Source organism: Planktotalea sp., assembly GCF_018607995.1.
In the GTDB taxonomy this organism is placed as follows: domain Bacteria; phylum Pseudomonadota; class Alphaproteobacteria; order Rhodobacterales; family Rhodobacteraceae; genus Planktotalea.
Map to the genome: position 1 here is coordinate 1 of NZ_JABBAL010000031.1, position 25,496 is coordinate 25,496.

The 25,496-nt window shown below is 52.4% G+C and carries 25 protein-coding genes; 19 read left to right on the forward strand and 6 right to left on the reverse strand.

The window, feature by feature from the left end:
- Positions 1-190 precede the first annotated feature (190 nt).
- On the reverse strand, positions 191-535 hold the full coding sequence (locus tag QZ280_RS13830) for a hypothetical protein (RefSeq protein ID WP_293445221.1): 345 nt from the start codon (positions 533-535) through the stop codon (positions 191-193).
- A 600-nt stretch (positions 536-1,135) separates the two neighbouring features.
- On the reverse strand, positions 1,136-1,432 hold the full coding sequence (locus QZ280_RS13835; RefSeq protein WP_293445223.1) for a hypothetical protein: 297 nt from the start codon (positions 1,430-1,432) through the stop codon (positions 1,136-1,138).
- Between the two features lie 446 nt (positions 1,433-1,878).
- On the opposite strand from QZ280_RS13835, the gene secE reads away from it, so the two are divergent.
- The 14 genes from secE (at position 1,879) to QZ280_RS13905 (ending at position 19,474) form a co-directional block, all read left to right on the forward strand.
- On the forward strand, positions 1,879-2,079 hold the full coding sequence (gene secE / locus QZ280_RS13840) for a preprotein translocase subunit SecE (RefSeq protein ID WP_040778249.1): 201 nt from the start codon (positions 1,879-1,881) through the stop codon (positions 2,077-2,079).
- A 234-nt stretch (positions 2,080-2,313) separates the two neighbouring features.
- Positions 2,314-2,847: a transcription termination/antitermination protein NusG gene (gene nusG, locus QZ280_RS13845; protein ID WP_293445227.1), complete on the forward strand. Its 534-nt coding sequence runs from the start codon at positions 2,314-2,316 to the stop codon at positions 2,845-2,847.
- A 393-nt stretch (positions 2,848-3,240) separates the two neighbouring features.
- Complete coding sequence (locus QZ280_RS13850; protein WP_293445229.1) at positions 3,241-3,690, forward strand: hypothetical protein; 450 nt, start codon at positions 3,241-3,243, stop codon at positions 3,688-3,690.
- Between the two features lie 316 nt (positions 3,691-4,006).
- The gene (locus QZ280_RS13855; RefSeq protein ID WP_293445231.1) at positions 4,007-4,252 is read left to right on the forward strand and encodes a hypothetical protein; all 246 of its coding nucleotides are present in this window, start codon (positions 4,007-4,009) and stop codon (positions 4,250-4,252) included.
- 322 nt (positions 4,253-4,574) lie between these two features.
- Positions 4,575-5,000 (forward strand): 50S ribosomal protein L11, encoded by a 426-nt coding sequence (gene rplK, locus QZ280_RS13860; RefSeq protein ID WP_072629023.1) that lies wholly within the window; start codon positions 4,575-4,577, stop codon positions 4,998-5,000.
- A complete protein-coding gene (gene rplA, locus QZ280_RS13865) occupies positions 5,000-5,698 on the forward strand; it encodes a 50S ribosomal protein L1 (protein ID WP_009828054.1) in 699 nt (232 codons plus the stop codon). Before rplK ends, rplA begins: the two co-directional genes overlap by 1 nt.
- Before the next feature lie 196 nt (positions 5,699-5,894).
- A complete protein-coding gene (locus tag QZ280_RS13870; RefSeq protein ID WP_293445237.1) occupies positions 5,895-6,788 on the forward strand; it encodes a LicD family protein in 894 nt (297 codons plus the stop codon).
- Complete coding sequence (locus QZ280_RS13875) at positions 6,785-7,198, forward strand: adenylyltransferase/cytidyltransferase family protein (protein WP_293445239.1); 414 nt, start codon at positions 6,785-6,787, stop codon at positions 7,196-7,198. Before QZ280_RS13870 ends, QZ280_RS13875 begins: the two co-directional genes overlap by 4 nt.
- Positions 7,199-7,521: 323 nt before the next feature.
- Positions 7,522-8,037, forward strand: coding sequence for a 50S ribosomal protein L10 (gene rplJ, locus QZ280_RS13880; protein WP_293445241.1), 516 nt, complete (start codon positions 7,522-7,524; stop codon positions 8,035-8,037).
- A gap of 72 nt (positions 8,038-8,109) precedes the next feature.
- Positions 8,110-8,487 (forward strand): 50S ribosomal protein L7/L12, encoded by a 378-nt coding sequence (rplL, locus tag QZ280_RS13885; protein WP_072629020.1) that lies wholly within the window; start codon positions 8,110-8,112, stop codon positions 8,485-8,487.
- 255 nt (positions 8,488-8,742) lie between these two features.
- On the forward strand, positions 8,743-9,018 hold the full coding sequence (locus tag QZ280_RS13890; protein ID WP_293445245.1) for a hypothetical protein: 276 nt from the start codon (positions 8,743-8,745) through the stop codon (positions 9,016-9,018).
- 786 nt (positions 9,019-9,804) lie between these two features.
- Positions 9,805-13,941 carry a DNA-directed RNA polymerase subunit beta gene (gene rpoB / locus QZ280_RS13895; RefSeq protein ID WP_293445247.1) on the forward strand — a complete coding sequence of 1,379 codons (4,137 nt, stop codon included), beginning with the start codon at positions 9,805-9,807 and terminating at the stop codon, positions 13,939-13,941.
- An 88-nt stretch (positions 13,942-14,029) separates the two neighbouring features.
- Positions 14,030-18,280, forward strand: coding sequence for a DNA-directed RNA polymerase subunit beta' (gene rpoC / locus QZ280_RS13900; RefSeq protein WP_293445249.1), 4,251 nt, complete (start codon positions 14,030-14,032; stop codon positions 18,278-18,280).
- A gap of 147 nt (positions 18,281-18,427) precedes the next feature.
- Entirely contained in the window at positions 18,428-19,474 is a 1,047-nt protein-coding gene (locus QZ280_RS13905; RefSeq protein ID WP_293445251.1) for an alcohol dehydrogenase family protein, read from the forward strand.
- A gap of 24 nt (positions 19,475-19,498) precedes the next feature.
- On the opposite strand, the gene QZ280_RS13910 is transcribed toward QZ280_RS13905, so the two are convergent.
- The gene (locus QZ280_RS13910; protein WP_293445253.1) at positions 19,499-19,633 is read right to left on the reverse strand and encodes a hypothetical protein; all 135 of its coding nucleotides are present in this window, start codon (positions 19,631-19,633) and stop codon (positions 19,499-19,501) included.
- Entirely contained in the window at positions 19,634-19,807 is a 174-nt protein-coding gene (locus QZ280_RS13915; protein ID WP_293445255.1) for a hypothetical protein, read from the reverse strand. It lies immediately after the preceding gene.
- A gap of 185 nt (positions 19,808-19,992) precedes the next feature.
- Here QZ280_RS13915 and QZ280_RS13920 point away from each other — a divergent pair, with 185 nt between their 5' ends.
- The gene (locus tag QZ280_RS13920; RefSeq protein ID WP_293445257.1) at positions 19,993-20,901 is read left to right on the forward strand and encodes a DMT family transporter; all 909 of its coding nucleotides are present in this window, start codon (positions 19,993-19,995) and stop codon (positions 20,899-20,901) included.
- A 28-nt stretch (positions 20,902-20,929) separates the two neighbouring features.
- Here the strand turns inward: QZ280_RS13920 and QZ280_RS13925 are convergent, their stop codons facing one another.
- Positions 20,930-21,169 carry a hypothetical protein gene (locus QZ280_RS13925; RefSeq protein ID WP_293445259.1) on the reverse strand — a complete coding sequence of 80 codons (240 nt, stop codon included), beginning with the start codon at positions 21,167-21,169 and terminating at the stop codon, positions 20,930-20,932.
- A complete protein-coding gene (locus tag QZ280_RS16465) occupies positions 21,126-21,425 on the reverse strand; it encodes a glycosyltransferase (RefSeq protein ID WP_365734765.1) in 300 nt (99 codons plus the stop codon). The genes QZ280_RS13925 and QZ280_RS16465 overlap by 44 nt, the downstream gene beginning before the upstream one ends.
- Before the next feature lie 360 nt (positions 21,426-21,785).
- On the opposite strand from QZ280_RS16465, the gene rpsL reads away from it, so the two are divergent.
- The 4 genes from rpsL to QZ280_RS13945 all read left to right on the forward strand — a co-directional run.
- Positions 21,786-22,157: a 30S ribosomal protein S12 gene (gene rpsL, locus QZ280_RS13930; RefSeq protein WP_009828243.1), complete on the forward strand. Its 372-nt coding sequence runs from the start codon at positions 21,786-21,788 to the stop codon at positions 22,155-22,157.
- Between the two features lie 12 nt (positions 22,158-22,169).
- Complete coding sequence (rpsG, locus tag QZ280_RS13935; RefSeq protein ID WP_009831266.1) at positions 22,170-22,640, forward strand: 30S ribosomal protein S7; 471 nt, start codon at positions 22,170-22,172, stop codon at positions 22,638-22,640.
- 18 nt (positions 22,641-22,658) lie between these two features.
- Positions 22,659-24,776: an elongation factor G gene (gene fusA / locus QZ280_RS13940; RefSeq protein ID WP_293445267.1), complete on the forward strand. Its 2,118-nt coding sequence runs from the start codon at positions 22,659-22,661 to the stop codon at positions 24,774-24,776.
- An 89-nt stretch (positions 24,777-24,865) separates the two neighbouring features.
- The coding region (locus QZ280_RS13945) for a GTP-binding protein (protein WP_293445269.1) at positions 24,866-25,496 on the forward strand (631 nt) is incomplete at its 3' end.

Here is a 25,496-nt window from a genome sequence, read left to right on the forward strand (position 1 = left end):
GGTCTCCAAAACCGAGGGTCGTGGGTTCGAGTCCCTCAGCCCCTGCCAAAGCCACATTTATTCATGAAATTTCAATCATTACGATCCAGCGCGAACGCCCTTAACGCGTTTGTAGGAAGTGGCTCAAATCGCCATATTCCACGATGGATTTTTCGTCACCGTCCTCACGCTCTAACTCTTGTGGTGGTTGTTACAACTCAATGGTGAATTGGTTTCCAATGGCACTTTGATCCTTGGCGACTGTTATTTTTGTGCCTTTGCCCGAGTGATGCAAAAAATTGCGTGGCTTTACGCGATTGCGAAAGCTCCAAGTCTCTCCTGAGTTTGGGAACTCTTCCCAAGAGGCGCTGTTTGCGAAATGGGGTAGGGTGATTACAGGGACGTCGGCTGTGTCGTGGTTTGGGCCGGTAAGATACCCGCCATCAGCGCCAATAAATGCAAGCAGACCATCTTCCGCGTAGTGGGTGTACCACAATTCATGCAGCGCTTCGGGAAAACCTTGATGGCGCGCGCGTGCATGGACTGTAACCATCATCGAGATTTGGCACCAACACGTCGCCCGTGTGCGAGCGAATGCGGATCAGTTGGCCGGGCTTTATCTCATCCATGGTTGGCACGGTGTTGTTTTTGTGAATGGGGCCTACATCCTCGAGGATTCAGTTATTTTCTATCACGCCAGCGGTGGCAAAGCCGACAATTGTTTGTGAATGCTGCGGTCTATCTTCGGTACGATGCAGGTAGATCGGATCATTCTTGGGGTAGGTGCGCAGCTCTGTCGCGCCGTCTTGGCGTGGGACTTGCTCCCTATCTGCTTGCGGCTCAATGCGCGGTACCGCATGTATTTCGACCCCATTCTCCGCCAAAGCAAGGTAATCCCCGCGAATTATCTAAGCGTGTAGGCCTGAGCTTGCACCATTTGGCGATTGATTTGCGACCCCTTATGAACCTGCCACAGTTGCCAGAGCGCGACTGGCCAAGTGCTATTTGCGTTTTTCACAGAAACGCTATCGTGATTGTTGAGGCGACGGAGATAGTCTTTTTTCCAGGATCGCAAACGCACAATGTCATTTTCAACGACGCTCGCCGGATTTTTTGCCGTCGCGGAGTTCACGCTTGCTACATAGGTCTGGCCGTTTCACTGCAAAATGGTGCTTTCCAATTGAAGGTCCGAGAGGTTGTTGGTTTGCGTGGATGCCTTTGAAGGTGCGTGACCATAAACGCTGGCCACAATTGCAAAAGTGCCGGGCTCTTGCAGCCAATTGACCCATATATTAATGCTATCACCCAAAGTATCCGAAAACCCTTTGGCTGCCCAACGCACTAAAACCACCTGACGGTTCGGCTCTTGCATCGGGAGATAGCCGATCAAAACATCTAGCGAGCCCTGCGAAAAATCCAAGATCACGTTCTCTAATCGTGCGTATGCTGCCACTTAGTGCTTCGTCACCCACTATTTTTCGATCACGGTTTGTGGATAGCGCCAATTCAGGGTTTTATCGTCTAGAGTTTTTTTGGGGGGGGGGAGTAAATTACTCATGCCGAGATAGATCTATACTCCTGGCGTGTCGTAAGTGCCTAAAAGCGCTTATCAGGCCACTCAGGTTTGAAAATTGGAGTGATCTGAAAAAAGGCAACAAATGAATTTGATGACAGTAACTATAGGACAGAGTGCCCAAGCGAACCGCCTCACACAAGTTATTTCACCGTATGCCCGAACTTCTAAAATTTTGAGGCGACATGCGAGCTTGCGAACGTATCTCAATGTTCACGTTTCAGGCATTTTGCATCCCAGACAACTGCCTTGGACCCAAACCGGTCTTGAAACCGCCGCACTCTGCGCGTATGTGACACCCAACTTCGATTAATGGAAGACGCTACATGGCCATGACCAACCCCCTCCAGTATGTTCAGCAAGTGCGCTCTGAAGTTGCCAAAGTTGTTTGGCCGACCCGGCGCGAAGTTGCTTTGACCACTGTTATGGTCTTCATAATGGCCGCGCTGACGGCTGTGTTTTTTGCGGTTATCGACATCATTATCCGCTTTGGCCTCACCAGTGTTCTGGGTTTCTTTGGATCTTAGCGCGCCAAAAGCCCCTACCACTGTAGGGCACCGATGACGTAATTTGCGAAAATCCAAGCGAGCCCTTGAATTGCCCGCGCAGCAAAGGTATTGCGCAAGAACCTCCAAAAATCAGCGCACTTCAGATTCGAACGGCGCACAGATTTTGTCTTGCAGGTCGGTATGCCGCATTGGCGCGCGCATCGTAAAATCGGTTAACGCGAACCCAAGGGTTCAGACAAGGATAAGTGTCAGATGGCGAAGCGGTGGTATTCGGTAAGCGTTCTTTCAAACTTCGAGAAGAAGATCGCTGAGCAAATCAGAACCTCAACCATCGAGAATGGCCTTGAGGACGACATCGAAGAGGTACTTGTTCCGACCGAAGAAGTGATCGAAGTGCGGCGCGGCAAGAAGGTGACCTCTGAGCGTCGCTTTATGCCGGGCTATGTTTTGGTTCGCATGGAAATGTCTGACCAAGGCTATCACCTGATCAACTCGATCAACCGCGTCACAGGTTTCTTGGGTCCGCAGGGCCGCCCGATGCCGATGCGCGATGCTGAAGTCGAATCGATCCTTGGCCGTGTTGCTGAAGGCGAAGATGCTCCGCGCAACATCATCCATTTTGAAGTGGGTGAGAAGGTTAAGGTCAACGATGGTCCGTTTGAAGATTTCGACGGCATGGTTGAAGAAGTCGACGATGAGAACCAGCGCCTCAAGGTGACGGTCTCTATCTTTGGCCGCGAAACACCGGTTGAACTGGAATACACGCAGGTCAATAAGCAGAGTTGACTTTAAGGAAGTCAGTTTAGAGATGCAAAACGCGCTGATTTTTGTCAGCGCGTTTTTTTATACGCGCAAAATGAAAATTTACGTTACGCAGGCTTGCGTGAAAACTGCAAAAAAGTCCCCTTTTTTCACCTCTAAGACTCTTGACGCAGGTTGGGGTTGTAGATTCTTGTATCCGCACGAAAACAACATACAGCGGTAACTTTAGAAACCGCGAATAAATCTTGGGGGATTCTATGTTCATTACTTTGTTAAGGAGCCATTTGCTGTGGGTTGCGCCAACGGCAGCGATTGTTTTCGCGGCATCCACAGGTTTTTTTTGATCGTTCTTTTAGTTCCGAGCAAGTTGCTCAAGCACCCGCAACCGTCGCTTATGACGTAAACGCGCAAGCACAAATGGCTCCAGCCGCCGTTGCGCCTGCGCCTATCAACGCCGCAGAAGAGGCAGGCGTTGTGACACGCCTTAGCACCTTGACGGGTTCTTCGTTGCAGGCCCTTCAGACTGAGCCAGCGCCCGCGCCTAGAGCGGCCGTCGTCGCAGCTGTGGTTGAACTGATAGTTGAACCTGTCGCTCTCGCAAGGCAGGTTGCATCCTTGCAAGATAATGAGGTGTCTTTGGCGTTCTTTGCGAATGCAAAAGCAACCCTGATGGCGCAAGAATCCTGCATTGACGATTTGCGCTCCCTGACGGAACAAGCGCGGGTGTATTTCCCGGCGGGCGGTCTGACGCTGGATGAAAGCGGTATCGCTCAGGCGCGTTTGATCGCCGCATTGGCGCAAGACTGCAATGGCGTCGAGATAATCGTTGAGGGTCATTCTGACCCCTCAGGCGATCCTGCGTCTTAGCTAAAAGCGCGCGGAGCAAGTCATTCAACGCCTAGGTGCGACGCATCTCGATATCTCCAATTTCAGAGCGTAAGCTTTGGGTTGTGCGCGCCCCTCCAATGTGACGGGTTCAGAAAGTGGCGCCTATTATGATCGCTGTGTCGATTTCGTGGTGATCCAAACCAATAGAATTACGAAAACCAACCGCTTTAAGACTACACCAAGCGAATGGGCGTCGTCTACATGTATCAAAAAATTGACAAACGCGATCTCACGGGCGCTGTTTTTCTAATCGCCTCGTTCTGTTGCAGCAAAGCCGGAAGATATGGATATGGCGATGGACCTAGACTCCATGGCCTCATCCTGCCCGAATGCGCGTTTGCGGGTGATTGGACAGCACACGGAAGATTTGCGCGCGGGTGAAAATCCGGGGACAGGACGTTTGCGGGCGCAGGCACTGATGGCCATGTTGGTCGCGCAAGGGATCGATTCGACACAAATCATCATCGCGGCACCTTCGCGTGCGATGGAAACAGATAGTCAAAGCGGTAGCTGTTTGGAATTTGACGTAATCATCGACTGATCTGGTATCGTTCGCGTCACTCGAAAGGGTGAGAAGCTAAGTAATTAAGGAAATGCGGGCAATTGGCTCGCATTTTCTGTTTTTGGCTTTGCGCCATTTGACCATCCCAATACGATTTGCGACAAGATTGGTCGTTTGACCGCTCAATTCCTGCGTCCCCTCTTGAAATGTAAACCGTTCGGGTGTAACCGACGCGCTCTACCGTCCTTAAAAGACGGCTTTTTGTGTGGGAGGGGAGTGCGACGCGTCGTTCAAGCCAGACCACACCAACATGTAGCCCGCTAGATCGCGATCCAGTGGGCGTTGAATAGGAGAAAGCCACATGGCTAAGAAGCTCGCTGGTACGATGAAGCTGCAGGTTCCTGCAGGTAAAGCGAACCCATCCCCACCCGTCGGCCCTGCATTGGGTCAACGCGGCATTAACATCATGGAATTCTGTAAGGCGTTCAACGCTAAAACAGCGGATCTCGAGCCAGGCGCACCATGCCCGACCGTGATCACATACTATCAGGACAAGTCCTTTTCCATGGACATCAAGACGCCACCAGCGTCTTACTTCCTGAAGAAAGCTGCCAAGCTTTCCTCTGGTGCGAAGCTCCCTGGTCGTGAGACAGTTGGTTCTGTCACAGTGGCTCAGGTTAAAGAGATCGCAGAAGCGAAAATGAAAGATCTGAACGCGAACGATATGGAAGCGGCAATGCAGATCATTCTGGGCTCTGCCCGTTCTATGGGCATCGAGGTGAAGTAATGGCAAAATTCGGTAAGCGTTTCACCGCAGCGCGTGCGGCATTCGAAGGCCAAGAAGGTCTGACAGTTGAAGCAGCGGTTGCATTGGTTAAAGCCAACGCAACAGCAAAATTCGACGAAACAGTTGAAATCGCAATGGTTTTGGGTGTCGACCCACGCCACGCGGACCAAATGGTTCGTGGTGTGATTGGTCTGCCAAACGGCACAGGCAAAGACGTCCGCGTTGCGGTCTTCGCACGTGGTGCGAAAGCTGACGAAGCGACAGCCGCTGGTGCGGATATCGTTGGTGCAGAAGACCTGATGGAAACTGTGCAAGGCGGCAAGATCGACTTTGATCGCTGCATCGCAACTCCTGACATGATGCCCGTAGTGGGTCGTCTGGGTAAGGTGCTTGGTCCACGTAACCTGATGCCAAACCCAAAAGTTGGTACAGTGACAATGGACGTCGAAGCAGCTGTTAAAGCGGCCAAAGGCGGCGAAGTTCAGTTCAAAGCTGAGAAAGCCGGCGTTGTGCACGCAGGCGTTGGCAAAGCGTCTTTCGACGAGGCCAAGTTGATCGAGAACGTTAAAGCCTTCATCGGTGCGGTCGCTAAAGCGCGTCCAGCCGGTGCAAAGGGTGCCTACATGAAGAAGATCAACATCTCTTCTACAATGGGCCCAAGCGTCACACTCGATATTGCTGCGGCAAACGAAGAGTAATCGCTTTCTAATCTTGATTTTAAAAGGCACTCCTTGTGGGGTGCCTTTTTTCGTTATGTGATTAAAATCAATGCCTTACTTTGTTTCGCCTGGGTGAAAGCCGCAGAATGCGCACAATTCTTTGAATTTTGCCTTATTGTTTCCTTTATTTGCCGCCAATCTTAAGAAATTACAAAAAAAATTGGGTTGGGCAGACATGGAAGAAGAAAAGATAAGAGAGCTGGCAGCATGCCGTTTGCTAGCCGAACAAGCCTATATTGATAGAAACATTATTCTTAACGTAAAAGTCCAGATCGCGCGCTTGCGTGGGTTAGGCATGGAGGTTCGTTCCGAGCCAGAGTATTATGAGACATTCATCCTTCTGGCCGCACGCGCGAAAGTACCTGGTGCCGCGGCGAATTCGCATATGTCGGTGTTGCGCCGTAAGCGCGAAACAGCCGGTGAACTCGCAAAGTATTACGATTTCGAAAAGATGATCGCCGACTATTCCGGTGGGGTTCGTTTCAGCGGGCATGGCTATTATGACCGTGGTTTGGAAGATGCTGACACCAACGCTGTGTTTGACGGCATTGCCAACTTGCTGAAGGTTCTTGAAGACCTTGGTCATAAAGCGTCCGTCAACTCTGGCACGCTTTTAGGGTTGGTGCGTGACAAAAAACTGATCCCCTATGACGATGACATCGATCTTGCCGTCGTCTTGAAATCGCGTGGCGAACTTTATGCGGCGCGAGAATTTTGTGCCTTGGCAGAGCAGCTCAACGAAAAGGGCATCGATTGCACACTTCGTGCGGGCAACAATGCCATGATCAAGCTGCCCGACTTGGACGGGTTCGAAGTTGATCTCTTCCCCGCATACGGCACGATGCGCCGCTATAGCATCTACCCTTATGCGCCGGGCACGCTCAAATACAACGATGTGTTTCCTTTGCAAACATGTGACATCAGCGGGCTGCCACTGGCTGCATCTCCAGAAACTTTGCTGGAACAAAATTACGGAAAATCCTGGGAAGTGCCAGATCCGCGTTTTGTCTTCGATTGGCCAAGACAGAAATGCAAATTTGCACGTTTAATTCAGGAGATAGCAGCATGACGACATTACTTACTTATGGGGCTTTTGATCTCTTCCACATCGGGCACGTTAAGCTATTGTCTCGTTTCGCCGAAATGGCGGACGAAGTGATTGTCGGCTGTTCTTCCGATGAATTTAATGCGCTCAAAGGCAAAACCTGCATTATGCCCTATGAGGATCGCGCGAACATTCTACGCGCTTGCCGGTTCGTCAGCCATGTCTTTGCGGAACACAATTGGGGACAGAAGCGATCCGATGTGATCGAGTTTAACGCCGATATGTTCGCGATGGGCGCCGATTGGGAGGGCAAGTTTGATGAGCTTTCTGATCTATGCGATGTAGTGTATCTCAGCCATACAGAAGGCGTTTCAACCACCAAGCTAAAGCGCCGCGTCCTGCACCGCACACCGGGCCTGCGCATGGTTGGCTAAAATCCGACAGGCACTAGCCGTAAAAGTCGGGTGGGCCTGCGCAAAAAATGCTGAACAGGCTTGGCATTGAGCGCGATCAAGACTAGGAAACGATCAGCTAAAGAGCGCGCGATTCGTCCCGTGCTCTTTTGCAGTACGTCCGAGACGGTGGGTGGACAAGGTTCCCTTGTTCATAATTCCTGCCTGAGACGGGATCAGGCCATATGTTAAAGGCTCTTCGTCGAGCGCTTGGCGGGTTTGTGACCGTAGACTACGGACCAAAACCGCCGGAGCGATCCGGTAATACTGAGCCGGGGAGAGATCCCCACATTTGGAGTGAAACTGTGGATAGAGCACAAAAAGAACAGTTGGTCGACGAACTCGGCCAAATCTTTGAAAGCTCTGGCGTCGTTGTGGTAGCCCACTACGCCGGTCTTACAGTTGCTGATATGCAGGATCTACGTGCGCGCGCAAGCGAAGCAGGTGGAGCAGTGCGTGTTGCCAAAAACAGGCTCGCCAAGATCGCCCTTGAGGGAAAGCCGTGCGAAAGCATTGGTGATTACCTTTCGGGTATGACCGTACTTACCTATTCTGAGGACCCTGTCGCAGCAGCGAAAGTGGCCGAAGACTTCGCCAAGGAGAACAAAAAGTTCGAAATCCTTGGCGGTGCAATGGGTGAGAACGCTCTGGACCGTGCCGGTGTTACAGCCGTGTCTAAGATGCCTTCCCGCGATGAGCTTATTGCTTCTATCGTTGGCTGCATCGGGGCACCAGCTTCCAACATCGCCGGTGCAATTGGCGCACCTGCAAGCAACATCGCAAGCATCTTGTCCACGATCGAGGACAAGGCTGCGGCCTAAACAACATGCAGACTGGCGTGTGGCTGCAAAGCGCACGTTGGAACACATCTTATATAAACGGAAAGAGTCAAAATGGCTGATCTGAAGAAACTTGCTGAAGAGATCGTTGGTCTTACACTTCTCGAAGCACAAGAACTGAAAACTATCCTCAAGGACGAGTATGGCATTGAGCCAGCAGCTGGCGGCGCAGTCATGATGGCTGGCCCTGCTGACGGTGGCGGTGCTGCGGCAGAAGAGCAGACAGAATTCGACGTAATTCTGAAAGCAGCTGGCGCATCCAAGATCAACGTGATCAAGGAAGTCCGCGCGATCACAGGTCTTGGCCTGAAAGAAGCAAAAGAGCTCGTTGAAGCTGGCGGCAAAGCTGTCAAAGAAGGCGTCTCTAAAGAAGAAGCAGAAGACGTTAAGGGCAAGCTCGAAGCAGCTGGCGCGGAAGTCGAAGTTAAGTAAATTCTGCTTGCAGATTTATTTTAGAAACGGCGGCTCCCTCGGGGCCGCCGTTTTGCTTTAAATTGGCCACCAATTAATTCGGCAAGGCGTCCCAATTTTAGAGCTTAGTGAAACGAAAGCAGACCTAACAAGAAGTCTGGCTAGTCGTCCGCTTTGCGGACATAGCGACCTTTCAGCCCGGCGTTGTGAATGGCTACTTTTTGTTAGCTAGCGTGATCGACTTGGGTTAAATAGAGTGAGTAGTGGCGCTCCACTTTGGACAAATTCATTACGAAAGAACCCAAAATACTTGTTGGCATGATACCGATCCCAAAACGTTGCCCCTGGTTCTACGTCGGCAAAGAACTATTAAACGGTCTTACCACCGAATTGAAAAAAGAATTTGGACCAGAGCATTTTCTGTATCAATGGTACGAAAAGCTCGTGGTGATCGACAAGTGCGAAGAAAATGATGATGTTCTCGTGGCGCGTAACGACGATTTTGGATTGTTCTTTTGGGTTCATCTAACATGGTCAGGCAAAATTGATTAGTTCCCGAGCCGTTATCCTGATGCCGGACCGGTGCTCAACGCTGATCTAGTCCAGTTCTTTGAGCAGTACTGCCAAAACTCTCCCTCATCATCGGGACCTCCAATAAAGCTCGAACAATCGAAATTTTTGGAAAAAATATCTGCAACTCTAGTCGGTTTAGAACTATCTGATGAAATCGTAATCTGTGGTAGTGATCCGCATTCCGCCGCAAGAAAACTGTTAGAGGCCGTTCGTTACACCTAACCATTGAGCCACCGCCGAAAGCAGACCTTCGCACAAGATGTAGCATTGGACACATTGGGCTCATAGAGACGTTCGCCGCAAAAGCATGGAGGTCGGCCATCAAAAATCTTTCCTATTCCTGCGTTCCCGTGAAAGCTGCATCAAATTCGTAAAGGTCAGCAACTCTCCGCAAATGCCTGACTTTTCCAACCCCACCCCCTTGCGTTCGCGCCGTTCACGACATATTTGGAAATCTCTTGCGGTATCGATTGATTCGACGCCGCTTTTCTGTTTGTCGAAAGGGAGGTTTTGATCATTGTGATTTTGTCCTGATCCCTTCCTTAAAATTCAGCACAAACACTCTTCAAATGCAACTGAAACTGCTCCTCTCTCGGCAAGGCTCTGACATACAAGGGTTTTTCCAAGACAGGACCATATGATCGAGTGCCGCACTGTGGGACGTGTGGCGAGAATGGATCAGATAACTCTGTCGTCTCGACAGGGCGCTAAGCGGGGACCCAACCGTTTTGTGCCTGATGAGAAACTAAAAAGGTGATACCTACTATGGCTCAATCCTTCCTTGGCCAGAAGCGTTTACGTAAATATTACGGCAAAATTCGTGAAGTTCTTGAGATGCCGAACCTTATTGAGGTTCAGAAAAGCTCTTACGACTTGTTCCTGAACTCAGGTGAAGAACCGATCCCATTGGACGGCGAAGGCATCAAAGGCGTGTTTCAGTCGGTTTTTCCAATCAAAGATTTCAACGAAACTTCCATTCTGGAATTCGTTAACTACGAGCTGGAAAAGCCGAAGTATGACGTTGAAGAATGCCAGCAACGTGACATGACTTATGCCGCACCTCTCAAAGTGACACTGCGTTTGATCGTGTTTGAAATCGACGAAGACACAGGTGCCAAGTCGGTTAAGGATATCAAAGAGCAAGACGTCTTCATGGGCGACATGCCATTGATGACGCCAAATGGTACGTTCGTTGTGAACGGTACCGAGCGTGTGATCGTTTCCCAGATGCACCGCTCTCCCGGCGTGTTCTTCGATCATGACAAAGGCAAAACACACAGCTCGGGTAAGCTGTTGTTCGCTTGCCGTATTATTCCTTACCGTGGCTCATGGCTCGACTTTGAATTCGACGCAAAAGACATCGTCTTCGCACGTATCGACCGTCGCCGTAAGCTGCCTGTCACAACGCTTCTGTATTCCCTTGGTCTCGACCAAGAGGGGATCATGGACGCGTATTATGATACTGTTGAATTCACGCTTAAGAAGAACAAAGGATGGGTCACCAAGTTCTTCCCAGAGCGCGTTCGCGGCACGCGTCCAACGTATGATTTGGTTGATGCCAAGACAGGCGAAGTGATTGCGGAAGCCAACAAAAAAGTCACGCCACGCGCAGTGAAGAAGCTGATCGACGCGGGCGACGTGACGGATCTGTTGATCCCATACGATGCAATCGTTGGTAAGTTCATCGCTAAAGACATCATCAACGAAGAAACCGGCGCGATTTACGCGGAAGCTGGTGACGAGTTGACGCTGGAAATGGACAAAGACGGCGACGTAATCGGCGGTTCCTTGAAGGATTTGATCGACGCGGGCATTACAACTTTGCCAATTCTAGATATCGATAACATCAATGTTGGCGCCTACATGCGCAACACGATGGCGGCGGATAAGAACATGAACCGCGAAACTGCGCTCATGGACATCTACCGCGTGATGCGCCCGGGCGAGCCGCCCACCGTTGAGGCAGCGTCTAACCTGTTCGACACATTGTTCTTCGATTCAGAGCGTTATGACTTGTCCGCGGTTGGCCGTGTGAAAATGAACATGCGTCTTGATCTCGATGCGGAGGATACGCAGCGTACCCTTCGTAAAGAAGACATTGTTTCCTGCATCAAGGCGCTGGTTCACCTACGCGATGGCAAAGGCGACATCGACGACATCGACCACCTTGGAAACCGTCGTGTGCGCTCCGTTGGCGAATTGATGGAAAACCAGTACCGCGTTGGCTTGCTCCGCATGGAGCGCGCGATCAAAGAGCGTATGTCCTCTGTCGAAATCGACACAGTGATGCCGCAGGACTTGATCAATGCGAAACCAGCGGCGGCTGCTGTGCGTGAATTCTTCGGCTCTTCGCAGCTGTCGCAGTTCATGGACCAAACCAACCCGCTTTCAGAGGTCACGCACAAGCGTCGCCTTTCAGCGCTTGGACCAGGTGGTCTGACACGTGAACGTGCTGGCTTTGAGGTGCGCGACGTGCACCCAACTCACTACGGTCGCATGTGCCCGATTGAAACGCCGGAAGGTCCGAACATTGGTCTGATCAACTCCCTCGCGACATTCGCGCGTGTGAACAAATACGGCTTCATCGAAACGCCATACCGTGTTGTGAACAACGGCACAGTGACGGACGAAGTCCATTACATGTCCGCGACCGAGGAAATGCGCCACACAGTGGCTCAGGCGAACGCCAACCTCGACGAGAACATGAAGTTCGTGAACGATCTGGTCTCTACACGTAAGTCCGGCGACTATACCTTGTCCCCGAACGAGAATGTGGACCTGATCGACGTCTCACCAAAGCAGTTGGTCTCTGTTGCCGCCTCGCTGATCCCGTTCCTTGAGAACGACGACGCGAACCGCGCTTTGATGGGTTCCAACATGCAACGTCAGGCGGTTCCACTGCTTCGTGCCGAGGCCCCACTCGTGGGTACCGGCATCGAAGAAGTTGTGGCACGTGACTCTGGCGCTGCGATCATGGCGAAACGCGCAGGCATCATCGACCAAGTCGACGCTCAGCGTATCGTTGTGCGCGCAACGCATGACCTTGAACTCGGGGATGCAGGCGTAGACATCTACCGCATGCGCAAGTTCCAGCGTTCGAACCAGAACACCACAATCAACCAGCGTCCGTTGGTTAAGGTTGGCGATACGGTTCAAAAGGGCGAAGTTATTGCAGACGGTCCATCCACAGATATGGGTGAATTGGCGCTGGGTAAAAACGTGGTCGTCGCGTTTATGCCTTGGAATGGCTACAACTACGAAGACTCGATCCTGATCTCTGAGCGTGTTTCTCGTGATGACGTCTTTACGTCTATCCACATCGAGGAATTCGAAGTTGCAGCCCGCGACACGAAGCTCGGCCCAGAAGAAATTACACGCGATATTCCAAACGTTGGTGAGGAAGCCCTGCGCAACCTCGACGAAGCGGGTATCGTTTACATCGGCGCAGACGTTGAGCCGGGTGATATCTTGGTCGGTAAGATCACACCAAAAGGCGAAAGCCCGATGACGCCAGAAGAAAAGCTTCTTCGCGCGATCTTTGGTGAGAAAGCGTCCGACGTGCGCGACACATCCTTGCGTGTGAAGCCGGGTGATTTTGGAACAGTTGTCGAAGTCCGCGTATTCAACCGCCATGGCGTTGAAAAAGACGAACGCGCACTTCAGATCGAGCGTGAAGAAGTCGAGCGCCTCGCGCGCGACCGTGATGACGAATTAGTCATCCTTGATCGCAACATCTATGCGCGTCTTAAGGGTATGATCCTTGGTAAAGTGGCTGTGAAAGGCCCGAAAGGCGTCAAGGCCAATGCTGAAATCACTGAAGAGCTTCTTGAAACACTGACACGTGGTCAGTGGTGGCAGTTGGCTCTGAAGGACGAGAAAGACGCACAGATCGTTGAAGCGCTGAACGAGCAGTATGAAGTACAGAAACGTACTTTGGATGCGCGTTTTGAGGACAAAGTCGAAAAAGTCCGTCGCGGTGACGATCTGCCACCGGGTGTTATGAAGATGGTTAAAGTCTTCGTTGCTGTGAAGCGCAAGCTTCAGCCAGGCGACAAGATGGCGGGCCGTCACGGCAACAAAGGCGTTATTTCTAAGGTTGTACCGATGGAAGACATGCCATTCTTGGCAGATGGGACGCCGGTTGACTTCTGTTTGAACCCGCTTGGTGTTCCTTCGCGTATGAACGTTGGTCAGATTTTGGAAACCCACATGGGTTGGGCCGCACGCGGTCTGGGTCTGAACATCGATGACGCGCTTGGTGATTACCGTCGCAACGGCGATCTGACACCTGTGAAAGAGGCGATGCGCCTTGCTTACGGCGATGACGTCTATGCGGAAGGTCTTGAGGGTCTTGATGACGATGCATTGCTGGAAACAGCCGGCAATGTCACCAACGGTGTGCCTATCGCGACGCCTGTCTTTGACGGCGCGAAAGAGCATGACGTGAATGACAGCCTCAAGCGTGCTGGTTTCTCTGAAAGCGGTCAGTCGGTCTTGTTTGACGGTCGAACAGGCGAGCAATTCGCACGCCCTGTGACGGTTGGCATCAAGTACTTGCTGAAACTGCACCACCTTGTGGACGACAAAATCCACGCGCGTTCCACGGGACCATACTCCTTGGTCACACAGCAGCCGCTGGGTGGTAAAGCACAGTTCGGTGGTCAGCGCTTCGGTGAGATGGAAGTCTGGGCTCTTGAAGCATATGGCGCAGCTTATACGCTTCAGGAAATGCTCACCGTCAAGTCGGATGATGTTGCAGGCCGTACCAAGGTCTATGAGAGCATTGTCAAAGGCGAAGACAACTACGAGGCTGGCGTGCCGGAGAGCTTTAACGTTCTCGTCAAAGAAGTCCGTGGCCTTGGCCTGAATATGGAACTCCTGGATGCGGAGGAAGAAGAATAGAATTTTCTAGAAAATTCTAAGTCTCCGATTTTTCTAGAAAAATCGGGGGCCACTCCTCTTCCAATGCTCCCCTTTCAAGGATTTGAAAATGAACCAGGAACTGACAAACAACCCGTTTAACCCGGTTGCCCCCATCAAGACGTTCGACGAGATCAAAGTCTCGCTCGCGTCCCCTGAGCGCATCCTGTCGTGGTCTTTTGGCGAAATCAAAAAGCCGGAAACCATCAACTATCGTACCTTCAAGCCAGAGCGCGACGGCCTGTTCTGTGCGCGTATCTTTGGCCCGATCAAAGACTACGAATGCCTCTGCGGTAAATATAAGCGCATGAAGTATCGCGGCGTTGTCTGCGAGAAATGTGGTGTTGAAGTTACCCTTCAAAAAGTCCGCCGTGAGCGCATGGGCCATATCGAATTGGCATCCCCAGTAGCACATATCTGGTTTCTTAAGTCGCTGCCATCCCGCATTGGCCTGATGCTGGACATGACGCTTCGCGATCTTGAGCGTGTTCTCTATTTCGAGAACTACGTAGTGATCGAGCCGGGCCTCACGGACCTCACTTACGGTCAGATGATGACCGAAGAAGAGTATATGGACGCGCAAGACACCTTTGGCATGGACGCGTTCACCGCGAACATCGGTGCGGAAGCGATCCGTGAAATGCTCGCTCAGATCGACCTTGAGTCCGAAGCAGAAACCCTGCGCGCGGATCTCGCGGAAGCAACGGGTGAGTTGAAGCCAAAGAAGATCATCAAGCGCCTGAAAGTGGTTGAAAGCTTCCTTGAGTCCGGCAACCGTCCTGAGTGGATGATCCTGACCGTGATCCCGGTGATCCCGCCAGAGCTTCGCCCGCTGGTTCCACTCGATGGTGGCCGCTTCGCGACGTCAGACCTCAACGATCTTTATCGTCGTGTGATCAACCGAAACAACCGTCTGAAGCGTCTGATCGAGCTGCGCGCACCCGACATCATCGTGCGTAACGAAAAGCGTATGTTGCAGGAATCTGTAGACGCTCTGTTCGACAACGGTCGTCGTGGTCGTGTTATCACAGGCGCGAACAAGCGCCCTTTGAAATCCCTCAGCGACATGCTGAAGGGTAAGCAAGGTCGTTTCCGTCAAAACCTTTTGGGTAAGCGCGTCGACTTCTCTGGTCGTTCGGTCATTGTGACGGGTCCAGAGCTGAAGTTGCACCAGTGTGGCTTGCCCAAGAAGATGGCGCTCGAGCTGTTCAAACCGTTCATCTACTCGCGTCTTGAGGCCAAAGGTTTGTCCTCCACTGTGAAACAGGCGAAGAAGCTTGTTGAAAAAGAGCGTCCCGAAGTTTGGGACATCTTGGACGAGGTCATCCGCGAACATCCTGTCATGCTGAACCGTGCGCCTACGCTGCACCGTCTTGGCATTCAGGCGTTCGAACCTGTTCTGATCGAAGGTAAAGCGATCCAGCTGCACCCGCTCGTCTGTTCTGCGTTTAACGCAGACTTCGACGGTGACCAAATGGCGGTTCACGTTCCGCTATCCTTGGAAGCGCAGCTTGAAGCACGCGTTTTGATGATGTCCACGAACAACGTTCTGTCGCCTGCAAACGGTGCACCGATCATTGTTCCGTCACAGGATATGATCTTGGGCCTTTATTACACCACGCTTGAGCGTGTGGGTATGAAAGGCGAGGGCATGATCTTCGGTTCTATCGAAGAAGTGCAGCACGCGCTTGATAGCGGCATCGTTCATTTGCACTCCAAAATCACTGCGCGCTTGCCGCAGATTGATGCTGAGGGCAATGAAGTCATGCAGCGTTTCGAGACCACACCAGGTCGCGTTCGTCTTGGCGCACTCTTGCCGCTGAATGCGAAAGCACCGTTTGAATTGGTGAACCGTCTTCTGCGTAAGAAGGAAGTTCAGCAGGTCATCGACACAGTGTATCGTTATTGTGGTCAGAAAGAGTCGGTTATCTTCTGTGACCACATCATGACCATGGGCTTTCGCGAAGCGTTCAAGGCTGGTATTTCGTTTGGTAAAGACGACATGTTGATCCCTGATACCAAGTGGCCACTCGTTGAAGAAACACGCGATCAAGTTAAAGATTTCGAGCAACAGTACATGGACGGCCTGATCACTCAGGGTGAAAAATATAACAAAGTTGTCGATGCTTGGTCAAAGTGTAACGACAAAGTCACCGACGCGATGATGGGCTCGATTTCCGACACCCGTCACGACGATCAAGGTGTCGAGATGGAGCCGAATTCGGTCTACATGATGGCGCACTCCGGTGCGCGTGGCTCGGTCACTCAGATGAAACAGCTGGGCGGTATGCGCGGTCTGATGGCAAAGCCGAATGGCGACATCATCGAGACACCGATCATCTCCAACTTTAAAGAAGGTCTGACCGTTTTGGAGTACTTCAACTCCACACACGGTGCTCGTAAGGGTCTGTCGGACACGGCGTTGAAAACAGCGAACTCTGGTTATCTGACACGTCGTCTGGTTGACGTTTCGCAGGACTGCATCGTGCGCATGCGCGATTGTGGAACAGAGAACATGATCACAGCAGAAGCGGCTGTAAACGACGGCGAAGTGGTATCCACGCTTGGTGATCGTGTTCTAGGTCGTGTTGTTGCTCAGGACGTTTTGCGCCCCGGCACGGACGAGGTGATGTTCAAAACAGGCACGCTGCTTGACGAACTCATGGCTGACGCAATCGAAGAGGCGAGCGTTACATCCATGCGCATCCGGTCTCCTTTGACTTGTGAAGCGGAAGAGGGCGTTTGCGCCATGTGCTATGGTCGTGACCTTGCACGCGGTACGATGGTCAACTCTGGTGAAGCAGTCGGTATTATCGCTGCGCAATCCATTGGTGAGCCGGGCACACAGCTAACGATGCGGACATTCCACATCGGCGGCGTTGCGCAGGGTGGTCAGCAGTCCTTCCAAGAAGCTAGCCAAGAGGGCACAATCGTTCTTGAGAACCCACAGACTCTTGTGAACGCCTCTGGCGACACGATGGTTATGGGCCGCAACATGAAGCTCATCATTAACGATGAGAATGGTGAAGAACGTGCGAGCCACAAGCTTGGCTACGGCTCCAAACTGTTTGTCAAAGAGGGCGACAAGATCGGCCGTGGCGACAAGCTGTTTGAATGGGATCCATACACGCTTCCAATCATCGCGGAAAAAGCTGGTACAGCTAAGTTCGTTGACCTCGTATCTGGCATTGCCGTACGCGATGAAACGGACGAAGCCACTGGCATGACACAGAAAATTGTTATCGACTGGCGTGCAGCGCCGAAAGGTAACGAGCTTAAGCCTGAAATTATCATCATGGATAAAGACGGCGAGCCTGTGCGCAATGATGCGGGTAACCCAGTGACCTATCCGATGTCGGTTGATGCGATTATGTCGATCGAAGAAGGTGCGGAAGTTCAAGCTGGTGACGTTGTTGCGCGTATCCCGCGTGAAGGCACGAAGACCAAGGACATTACCGGTGGTCTGCCACGGGTTGCGGAACTCTTTGAGGCACGTCGCCCTAAGGATCACGCGATCATTGCAGAGCTTGATGGCCACGTCCGCTTTGGCAAAGACTACAAGAACAAGCGTCGTATCGCGATTGATCCTGTGGACGAGAGCATGGACACGGTTGAGTACATGGTGCCAAAGGGCAAGCACATTCCGGTTCAGGAAGGTGACTTCATCCAAAAGGGCGACTACATCATGGACGGCAACCCGGCGCCGCATGACATCTTGTCTATTTTGGGTGTCGAAGCGCTGGCGGATTACATGATTAACGAAGTGCAGGACGTTTATCGCCTTCAGGGTGTTAAGATTAACGACAAGCATATCGAAGTTATCGTGCGTCAGATGTTGCAGAAGTGGGAAATCCTCGACAGCGGCCAGACAACATTGCTTAAAGGCGAGCATGTGGACAAGCAAGAGTATCTTGCGGCCAATGAAAAGGCAGCGCAGCGCGGGTATAAGCCTGCGACAGCTGAACCGATCCTCTTGGGCATCACCAAAGCGTCCTTGCAGACACGCAGCTTCATCTCTGCGGCGTCGTTCCAGGAAACAACGCGTGTTCTTACGGAAGCATCCGTACAGGGCAAGCGTGACAAACTGGTCGGCCTCAAAGAGAACGTCATCGTGGGTCGCTTGATCCCAGCTGGTACAGGTGGCGCGACGCAGCAAATGCAACGTGTTGCTCAAGACCGAGACAACGTTGTTGTCGAAGCGCGCCGCATTGAAGCCGAAGCCGCTGCCGCACTAGCCGCGCCTACGGATGATATCGTGGGTGGTGATGTGTTCGACAAGCCAGAGGATGTGTTCAACACACCCGAAAGCCGCGACGATTAAAGCGCTCGCTTAGAAATTGAGAAGGGCCCTCGCGAGTATTTTCGGGGGCCTTTTTCGTTTGGGGAAGTGACCGGTTTAAGTATGTGCAAAATTGACAGTGTCTAAAGTTCCTATAGGTCTAGCTACGTTGAGATTTTGGAGACTGACATGACTGCACCTTCGAAAATGTTTGGCGTTACTTTAAACGGTCATGGTGGTCCTGAAATGCAAGGATGGCGCGATGATTTGGATGCCCCAATCCCAAGCACGAGTGACGTCATTATTCGCGTGCGAGCGGCGGGCGTGAACAACACGGATATCAACACGCGCACTGGCTGGTACTCCAAGGGGGACGCAGACGCCGATGATGCGGGTTGGACCGGCGCACCGCTTGCTTTTCCACGTGTTCAAGGCGCTGATGTTTGCGGCGAAATCGTCGCCGTGGGCTCAGAGGTTGATGCCGCGCGCATTGGCGAACGTGTCTTGATTGAGCCTTGCTTGCGCGAAGTAGATGGCAAGATGCTTGATATGCCTTGGTATTTCGGCTCCGAAACTAATGGCGGATTTTCTCAATTCACCCGCGTCGCGGCGCGCCATGCCCATACGATCAATAGCGACATGACTGATGCCGAATTGGCTTCATTTCCTTGCTCTTACTCGACAGCCGAAAATATGCTGACCCGCGCGAAAATCGGTGAAGGCGATACGGTTCTCGTGACTGGCGCATCTGGCGGCGTCGGCTCTGCGACTGTGCAACTCGCGCAGGCGCGGGGGGCCAAGGTTATTGCCGTCACAAGCGCGTCAAAGGCGCAAACCCTTACCGAACTGGGGGCGATACAAACGGTTGATCGCGGCGCTGATTTGATCGGCGCGATTGGTGCAAATAGCGTTGATGTGGTGATTGATCTCGTCGCTGGCCCGCAATGGCCGTCACTTCTGGACGTGCTGCGCCCGGGTGGGCGATACGGTGTGGCTGGCGCAATCGCTGGCCCGATTGTTGAGCTGGACGTGCGTACCCTTTACCTCAAAGACCTGACGTTCTTTGGCTGTACTGTTCTTGAACCAGAAGTTTTTGGCAATCTTGTCAAACGGATTGAAAATAACGAGATCAAACCCTTGGTGGCCGAAATCTATCCGCTTCGCGACATCTCAACTGCGCAAGATGCCTTTCAAAAGAAAGGCCACATCGGCAAAATCGTTCTTACGCTTGATTAACCGCACTAGCGTGAAAGACGGTGCTTAAGCCGTCCCTTCCGCTTGTGTGGCGATGCTAATGTCATAGCTGGAAAAGGCGATGTCTCTCGTAGGGATCAGGGCTTTGTATTCCGCGCTCTCGAATACCATATCGACGGCGGCGCGGTCGGAGTGTTCCACTTAGATCATCCGTTTCGCGGGTCGATGGCCAACTACTGCTTCGTTCAGATCGAACGTACAAGTAATGCTCGCATTCGCACGCTCCAGCAAAGGGGTCGTGACATTAAGATAATGCGTCAATGCTGCGTCTTGATCTTCGGCGATGGTAACCATTGCGAGGACTGTGATCGTCATAGTGTATTGCCTTAGTATTTGAGGCCTTGAATTGGGCCAATCCTTCGACTGTGGCTAAGTTCAACGCGCAACGCAACTCTTGGCTGAATGGGTTTGCAATCTCAAACACGGACTGCCCTGACTTCGCGACTGTTAACGTCGCAATCGGACTACCCTCCAGTCTCGCTATCAGCGATAGATACGTCATGACCCTATTCGCCAATCTCTCTGACAATGCCAAAGGCGCGCTTTTTATGATGTGCTCTATGGCGGCGTTTACGTTTAACGATCTGTTCATCAAAGCCATTGGCACTGATGTGCCGTTGTCCCAATTGCTCTTGCTGCGAGGCATTCTTGCAACGACGCTGATCTATCTGCTTGCGCGCTATCTCAAGGCGCTGGCGTGGCCCCAACGTGCCAAAGACCGCTGGCTCATTGTGCTCCGCTCCGCTGCGGAAGTGGCCGCTGCCTATTTCTTCCTGACCGCGCTTTTGCACATGCCTTTTGCTAATGTCACGGCGATCCTGCAAACCCTGCCATTGACCGTGACCCTCGCCGCAGCACTTGTTTTCAAAGAGGCCGTGGGCTGGCGGCGTATGCTTGCAATTGTGATTGGCTTTTGCGGCATGATGTTGATCGTGCGGCCTGGCACAGGCGGGTTCACCATCCACTCGATCTACGTGTTGATCGCTGTGCTCTGTGTGACTGTGCGCGATCTTGCAGCGCGCCGACTGAGCAAAGATGTACCCTCGCTAACCGTAACACTTGTCGGCTCGGTTTTCGTAACTGGGTTTGGCGGGATAGGCGCACTGGCAACCGGCGAATGGTCCGATATGACCAGCGTGCAAATTGCGATGCTCGTTGCCTCTGCGCTTTTCGTGATCGGTGGCTATGTGTTTTCTGTTATGGTGATGCGCGTCGGTGAGGTCGGGTTTACATCGCCCTTCCGCTACACGGCGATGCTCTGGGCGCTGCTGCTGGGCTATGTGTTCTTTGGCGAATGGCCGGAACCACTGACATTCGTGGGGGCGGGGCTGATCGTGACGACAGGTATCTTCACGCTCTACCGTGAGGCCCGCGCGAAACGCCGTCAGGCAAATACAGCACGGATATGATCTGCATCCACTGCAAACCTTATGCGGATTATCTGCTCGCCCGCACCGTCGCGTAGTTCCAAATCGGGTTGGGTCGCATTAGGACCTTAGCGATTTCCATTGAAGTTTTGTGGTCGCGCAAGTACATCGCGGGTTGGTCAAAACTGATTGCGGGCATGAACCGTCCCATCCGCCCAAGCGCAAAATTCATCATGCCTTTGTGTGTGTGCAGCGCGACCGAGGCCTCAAACTCCGCGCCCCCAGAACTGATGAAAAGTTTCCTGAACATGCAAACCTTGCGCGTTTGGTCGCTCGACATAGCCTTTAGGATAATCGAAAGCCACGAATTTATTGCGCTCCAGAAGAGGCCGACACTCCCTCGCAGTCCGCTTGAGACGCTTGACGAAAGACACTGCAACCGCGTCATCACCATGGCTAAACCGCTTTTCCATGCGCTTGGGCTGGGAGCGATAGGTTAAGCGACCCTCGATACCTTCATGCTCCACTTGAAACCCGCCACAGGGGCAGTGAAAGAAAACCGGCATGGCCGGATGATTTGCATGAAGCTGCTCCTATGCTACCAAGCTACAAGGAACAGCATGTCGGTACCACCCCACTCCATCATGGGGTTGGCCATGTTGACACCTCATGCGACTCCCCCTATACGCGCGCTATCCGGCGCAAGATCCGTTCTTTTGCCGATATCATATCGACTGTGGTCAAGTCCTGGGCACCTATAGCCAGCGACCTCTGAAACCCAACCGCGACGTTCACCTCGGAATGGGAACGTTTGCGGTTTTTTCGCTTGTTTACAGGCGATTGTGCTCCACGGCATGGCAGATTTCGCGTCACGCGCCGGAAGGCAGGTGGCAAAACTAAGTTGAGAGATGGGGAAGACACCTTCTATGCCAACGATCCAACAGCTGATCCGCAAGCCGCGTCAGCCTAAAATCAAGCGCTCTAAGTCGCAGCACCTAGAGCAGTGCCCACAGAAACGCGGTGTTTGCACACGCGTTTATACAACAACTCCGAAAAAGCCAAACTCCGCTATGCGTAAGGTTGCCAAAGTGCGCCTGACCAACGGTTTCGAGGTTATTTCGTATATCCCAGGTGAGAGCCACAACCTTCAGGAGCACTCTGTGGTTCTGATCCGTGGCGGTCGTGTAAAAGACCTTCCCGGTGTGCGTTACCACATTCTTCGCGGTGTTCTGGATACTCAGGGCGTCAAAGATCGTAAGCAACGTCGTTCGAAGTACGGCGCGAAGCGTCCTAAATAAGGAGAGGCTGATATGTCACGTCGTCACGCCGCTGAAAAACGCGAAGTCCTGCCCGATGCCAAATATGGCGATCGCGTACTGACTAAATTCATGAACAACCTGATGATCGACGGCAAAAAGTCCGTTGCTGAGCGCATCGTATATTCTGCGATGACGCGGGTTGAAGACAAGATCAAGCGCGCACCTATCGAGGTGTTCCACGAAGCGCTCGACAACATCAAACCGTCCGTCGAAGTACGTTCCCGCCGAGTCGGTGGTGCGACGTATCAGGTTCCGGTTGAAGTGCGTCCAGAGCGCCGCGAAGCATTGGCCATCCGTTGGTTGATCAAAGCGTCCCGTTCCCGCAACGAAAACACCATGGAAGAGCGTCTTGCTGGCGAACTTCTTGACGCTGTGAACACACGTGGTTCCGCCGTTAAGAAACGCGAAGACACTCACAAGATGGCCGAGGCGAACAAAGCCTTCAGCCATTACCGTTGGTAATCTAGAGGAGTACGCCAAATGGCACGCGAATATCCCCTCGACCGATACCGTAACTTCGGTATCATCGCGCACATCGATGCAGGTAAAACGACCTGTTCCGAGCGCATTCTTTTCTACACTGGAAAAGAGCATAACATCGGTGAGGTGCATGATGGCGCCGCAACGATGGACCACATGGAACAAGAGCAAGAGCGCGGAATTACTATTACGTCCGCTGCGACGACGACGTTCTGGGAGCGCACAGAAGACGGCACAACAGCCGATTCTGAAAAGCACCGCATGAACATCATCGACACACCTGGTCACGTTGACTTCACAATTGAAGTTGAGCGTTCTTTGGCTGTTCTTGACGGCGCGGTTACTGTTCTTGACGGTAACGCCGGTGTTGAGCCGCAGACCGAGACAGTTTGGCGTCAGGCCGACCGTTATAAAGTTCCTCGTATCGTGTTCGTTAACAAAATGGACAAGATCGGCGCGGACTTCTTCAACTGTGTTCACATGATTGAAGATCGTACAGGCGCAACTGCGATTCCTGTCGGCATTCCAATCGGTGCTGAGACAGAGCTTGAAGGCCTTATCGATCTCGTAACCATGGAAGAGTGGTTGTGGGAAGGTGAAGACCTTGGCGCGTCTTGGGTGAAAGCTCCTATTCGTGAAGCCCTGCAAGATCAGGCGAACGAATGGCGCAACAAGCTCGTTGAAGCGGCTGTCGAAATGGACGACGACGCAATGGAAGCATATCTTGAAGGCGAAGAGCCTGATGTGCTTACACTGCGCAAGCTTGTTCGTAAGGGCTGCTTGGAAATGAAGTTCGTTCCTGTTTTGGGCGGTTCTGCGTTCAAAAACAAAGGCGTTCAGCCACTTCTCAACGCTGTTGTTGACTATCTGCCGAGCCCGCTCGACGTTGTTGACTACATGGGCTTTAAGCCTGGCGACGAGACAGAAACACGTGACATTGCCCGCCGCGCGGATGATGACATGGCGTTCTCTGCACTTGCGTTCAAAATCTGGAATGACCCGTTTGTTGGCTCGCTGACATTCACACGTATCTACTCTGGTACGTTGTCAAAGGGTGATACATTCTTGAACTCGACCAAAGGCAAAAAAGAGCGCGTTGGCCGGATGATGGTCATGCACTCTAACGACCGTGATGAGATTTCCGAAGCTTACGCGGGTGATATCATCGCATTGGGCGGCCTCAAGGACACGACAACCGGTGACACACTTTGTGCCGTCAACGAACCTGTTGTTTTGGAAACGATGACGTTCCCACAGCCTGTGATCGAGATCGCGGTTGAGCCTAAAACAAAGGGCGACCAAGAGAAAATGGGCCTCGCGCTTCAGCGTCTATCTGCTGAGGATCCATCTTTCCGTGTTGAGACTGACCTCGAGAGTGGCCAGACCATCATGAAGGGTATGGGCGAACTTCACCTTGATATTCTTGTCGACCGTATGCGTCGTGAATTCAAAGTCGAAGCGAACATCGGTGCACCACAAGTTGCTTACCGCGAAACGATTGGTCACGAAGTTGAGCACACGTATACGCACAAGAAGCAATCTGGTGGTTCTGGTCAGTTTGGTGAGGTTAAACTTCAGATTTCTCCGACAGAGCCGGGCGAGGGTTACTCGTTTGAGTCCAAGATCGTTGGTGGTGCTGTTCCGAAGGAATACATCCCGGGCGTTGAAAAGGGCATCAAATCTGTGATGGACTCCGGTCCTTTGGCGGGCTTCCCTGTGATCGACTTCAAGGTTCAGCTTCTGGACGGTAAGTTCCACGACGTTGACTCCTCTGTGCTTGCGTTCGAAATCGCAGCTCGTATGGCGATGCGTGAAGGTATGCGCAAAGCGGGTGCGAAACTGCTCGAACCAATCATGAAAGTCGAAGTGATCACGCCGGATGAGTACACAGGTGGTATCATCGGTGACCTCACATCCCGTCGTGGACAGGTTCAAGGACAAGACACGCGCGGCAATGCCATCGCGATCGACGTTCAGGTTCCGCTTGCGAACATGTTTGGCTACATCAACACACTTCGTTCGATGTCTTCGGGTCGTGCAAACTTCTCGATGCAGTTCAGCCACTACGAGCCGGTTCCGCAGAACATCTCTGACGAGATCCAAGCGAAATTCGCATAAAAATAGCGGTGCGTGGGCAACCACGCACCCTCTCTTTCAACCCGTAGGGTGCGCGATTGGTGCACCGCCTTACTAAAAAGGAGCCTCTCATGGCTAAGGAAAAGTTTGAACGCAATAAACCGCACGTCAACATCGGCACAATCGGCCACGTTGACCACGGCAAAACGACGCTGACAGCTGCGATCACGAAGCAATTCGGTGACTTCAAAGCGTATGACGAAATCGACGGCGCGCCAGAAGAAAAAGCACGCGGTATCACGATCTCCACAGCGCACGTTGAGTATGAGACAGAAGCCCGTCACTACGCGCACGTTGATTGCCCGGGTCACGCGGACTACGTCAAGAACATGATCACTGGTGCCGCTCAGATGGACGGCGCGATCTTGGTTGTGAACGCAGCAGACGGCCCAATGCCACAGACGCGCGAGCACATCTTGCTTGGCCGTCAGGTTGGCATCCCGTACATGGTTGTTTACATGAACAAAGTTGACCAGGTTGACGACGAAGAGTTGCTTGAGTTGGTTGAAATGGAAATCCGTGAGCTTCTGTCCTCTTATGAGTACCCTGGCGACGACATTCCTGTGATCCCTGGTTCCGCTTTGGCTGCTTTGGAAGACCGTGACGACAACATCGGCAAAGACTCCATCAACAAATTGATGGCAGCGGTTGACGAGTACATCCCAACGCCAGCACGTGCGGTAGACCAGCCGTTCTTGATGC

Bases quoted from the DNA above. Each gene is read 5' to 3' on its own strand.
- QZ280_RS13920 (WP_293445257.1), top strand. From the start codon at position 19,993: ATGACCCTATTCGCCAATCTCTCTGACAATGCCAAAGGCGCGCTTTTT.
- rplA (WP_009828054.1), top strand. From the start codon at position 5,000: ATGGCAAAATTCGGTAAGCGTTTCACCGCAGCGCGTGCGGCATTCGAA.
- QZ280_RS13850 (WP_293445229.1), top strand. From the start codon at position 3,241: ATGGCTCCAGCCGCCGTTGCGCCTGCGCCTATCAACGCCGCAGAAGAG.
- QZ280_RS13855 (WP_293445231.1), top strand. From the start codon at position 4,007: ATGGACCTAGACTCCATGGCCTCATCCTGCCCGAATGCGCGTTTGCGG.
- QZ280_RS16465 (WP_365734765.1), bottom strand. From the start codon at position 21,425: ATGCCGGTTTTCTTTCACTGCCCCTGTGGCGGGTTTCAAGTGGAGCAT.
- QZ280_RS13830 (WP_293445221.1), bottom strand. From the start codon at position 535: ATGATGGTTACAGTCCATGCACGCGCGCGCCATCAAGGTTTTCCCGAA.
- QZ280_RS13905 (WP_293445251.1), top strand. From the start codon at position 18,428: ATGACTGCACCTTCGAAAATGTTTGGCGTTACTTTAAACGGTCATGGT.
- rplL (WP_072629020.1), top strand. From the start codon at position 8,110: ATGGCTGATCTGAAGAAACTTGCTGAAGAGATCGTTGGTCTTACACTT.
- QZ280_RS13925 (WP_293445259.1), bottom strand. From the start codon at position 21,169: ATGTTCAGGAAACTTTTCATCAGTTCTGGGGGCGCGGAGTTTGAGGCC.
- secE (WP_040778249.1), top strand. From the start codon at position 1,879: ATGGCCATGACCAACCCCCTCCAGTATGTTCAGCAAGTGCGCTCTGAA.
- rpoB (WP_293445247.1), top strand. From the start codon at position 9,805: ATGGCTCAATCCTTCCTTGGCCAGAAGCGTTTACGTAAATATTACGGC.
- QZ280_RS13870 (WP_293445237.1), top strand. From the start codon at position 5,895: ATGGAAGAAGAAAAGATAAGAGAGCTGGCAGCATGCCGTTTGCTAGCC.
- fusA (WP_293445267.1), top strand. From the start codon at position 22,659: ATGGCACGCGAATATCCCCTCGACCGATACCGTAACTTCGGTATCATC.
- rpsG (WP_009831266.1), top strand. From the start codon at position 22,170: ATGTCACGTCGTCACGCCGCTGAAAAACGCGAAGTCCTGCCCGATGCC.
- QZ280_RS13875 (WP_293445239.1), top strand. From the start codon at position 6,785: ATGACGACATTACTTACTTATGGGGCTTTTGATCTCTTCCACATCGGG.
- rplK (WP_072629023.1), top strand. From the start codon at position 4,575: ATGGCTAAGAAGCTCGCTGGTACGATGAAGCTGCAGGTTCCTGCAGGT.
- QZ280_RS13915 (WP_293445255.1), bottom strand. From the start codon at position 19,807: ATGACGATCACAGTCCTCGCAATGGTTACCATCGCCGAAGATCAAGAC.
- rpoC (WP_293445249.1), top strand. From the start codon at position 14,030: ATGAACCAGGAACTGACAAACAACCCGTTTAACCCGGTTGCCCCCATC.
- nusG (WP_293445227.1), top strand. From the start codon at position 2,314: ATGGCGAAGCGGTGGTATTCGGTAAGCGTTCTTTCAAACTTCGAGAAG.
- rpsL (WP_009828243.1), top strand. From the start codon at position 21,786: ATGCCAACGATCCAACAGCTGATCCGCAAGCCGCGTCAGCCTAAAATC.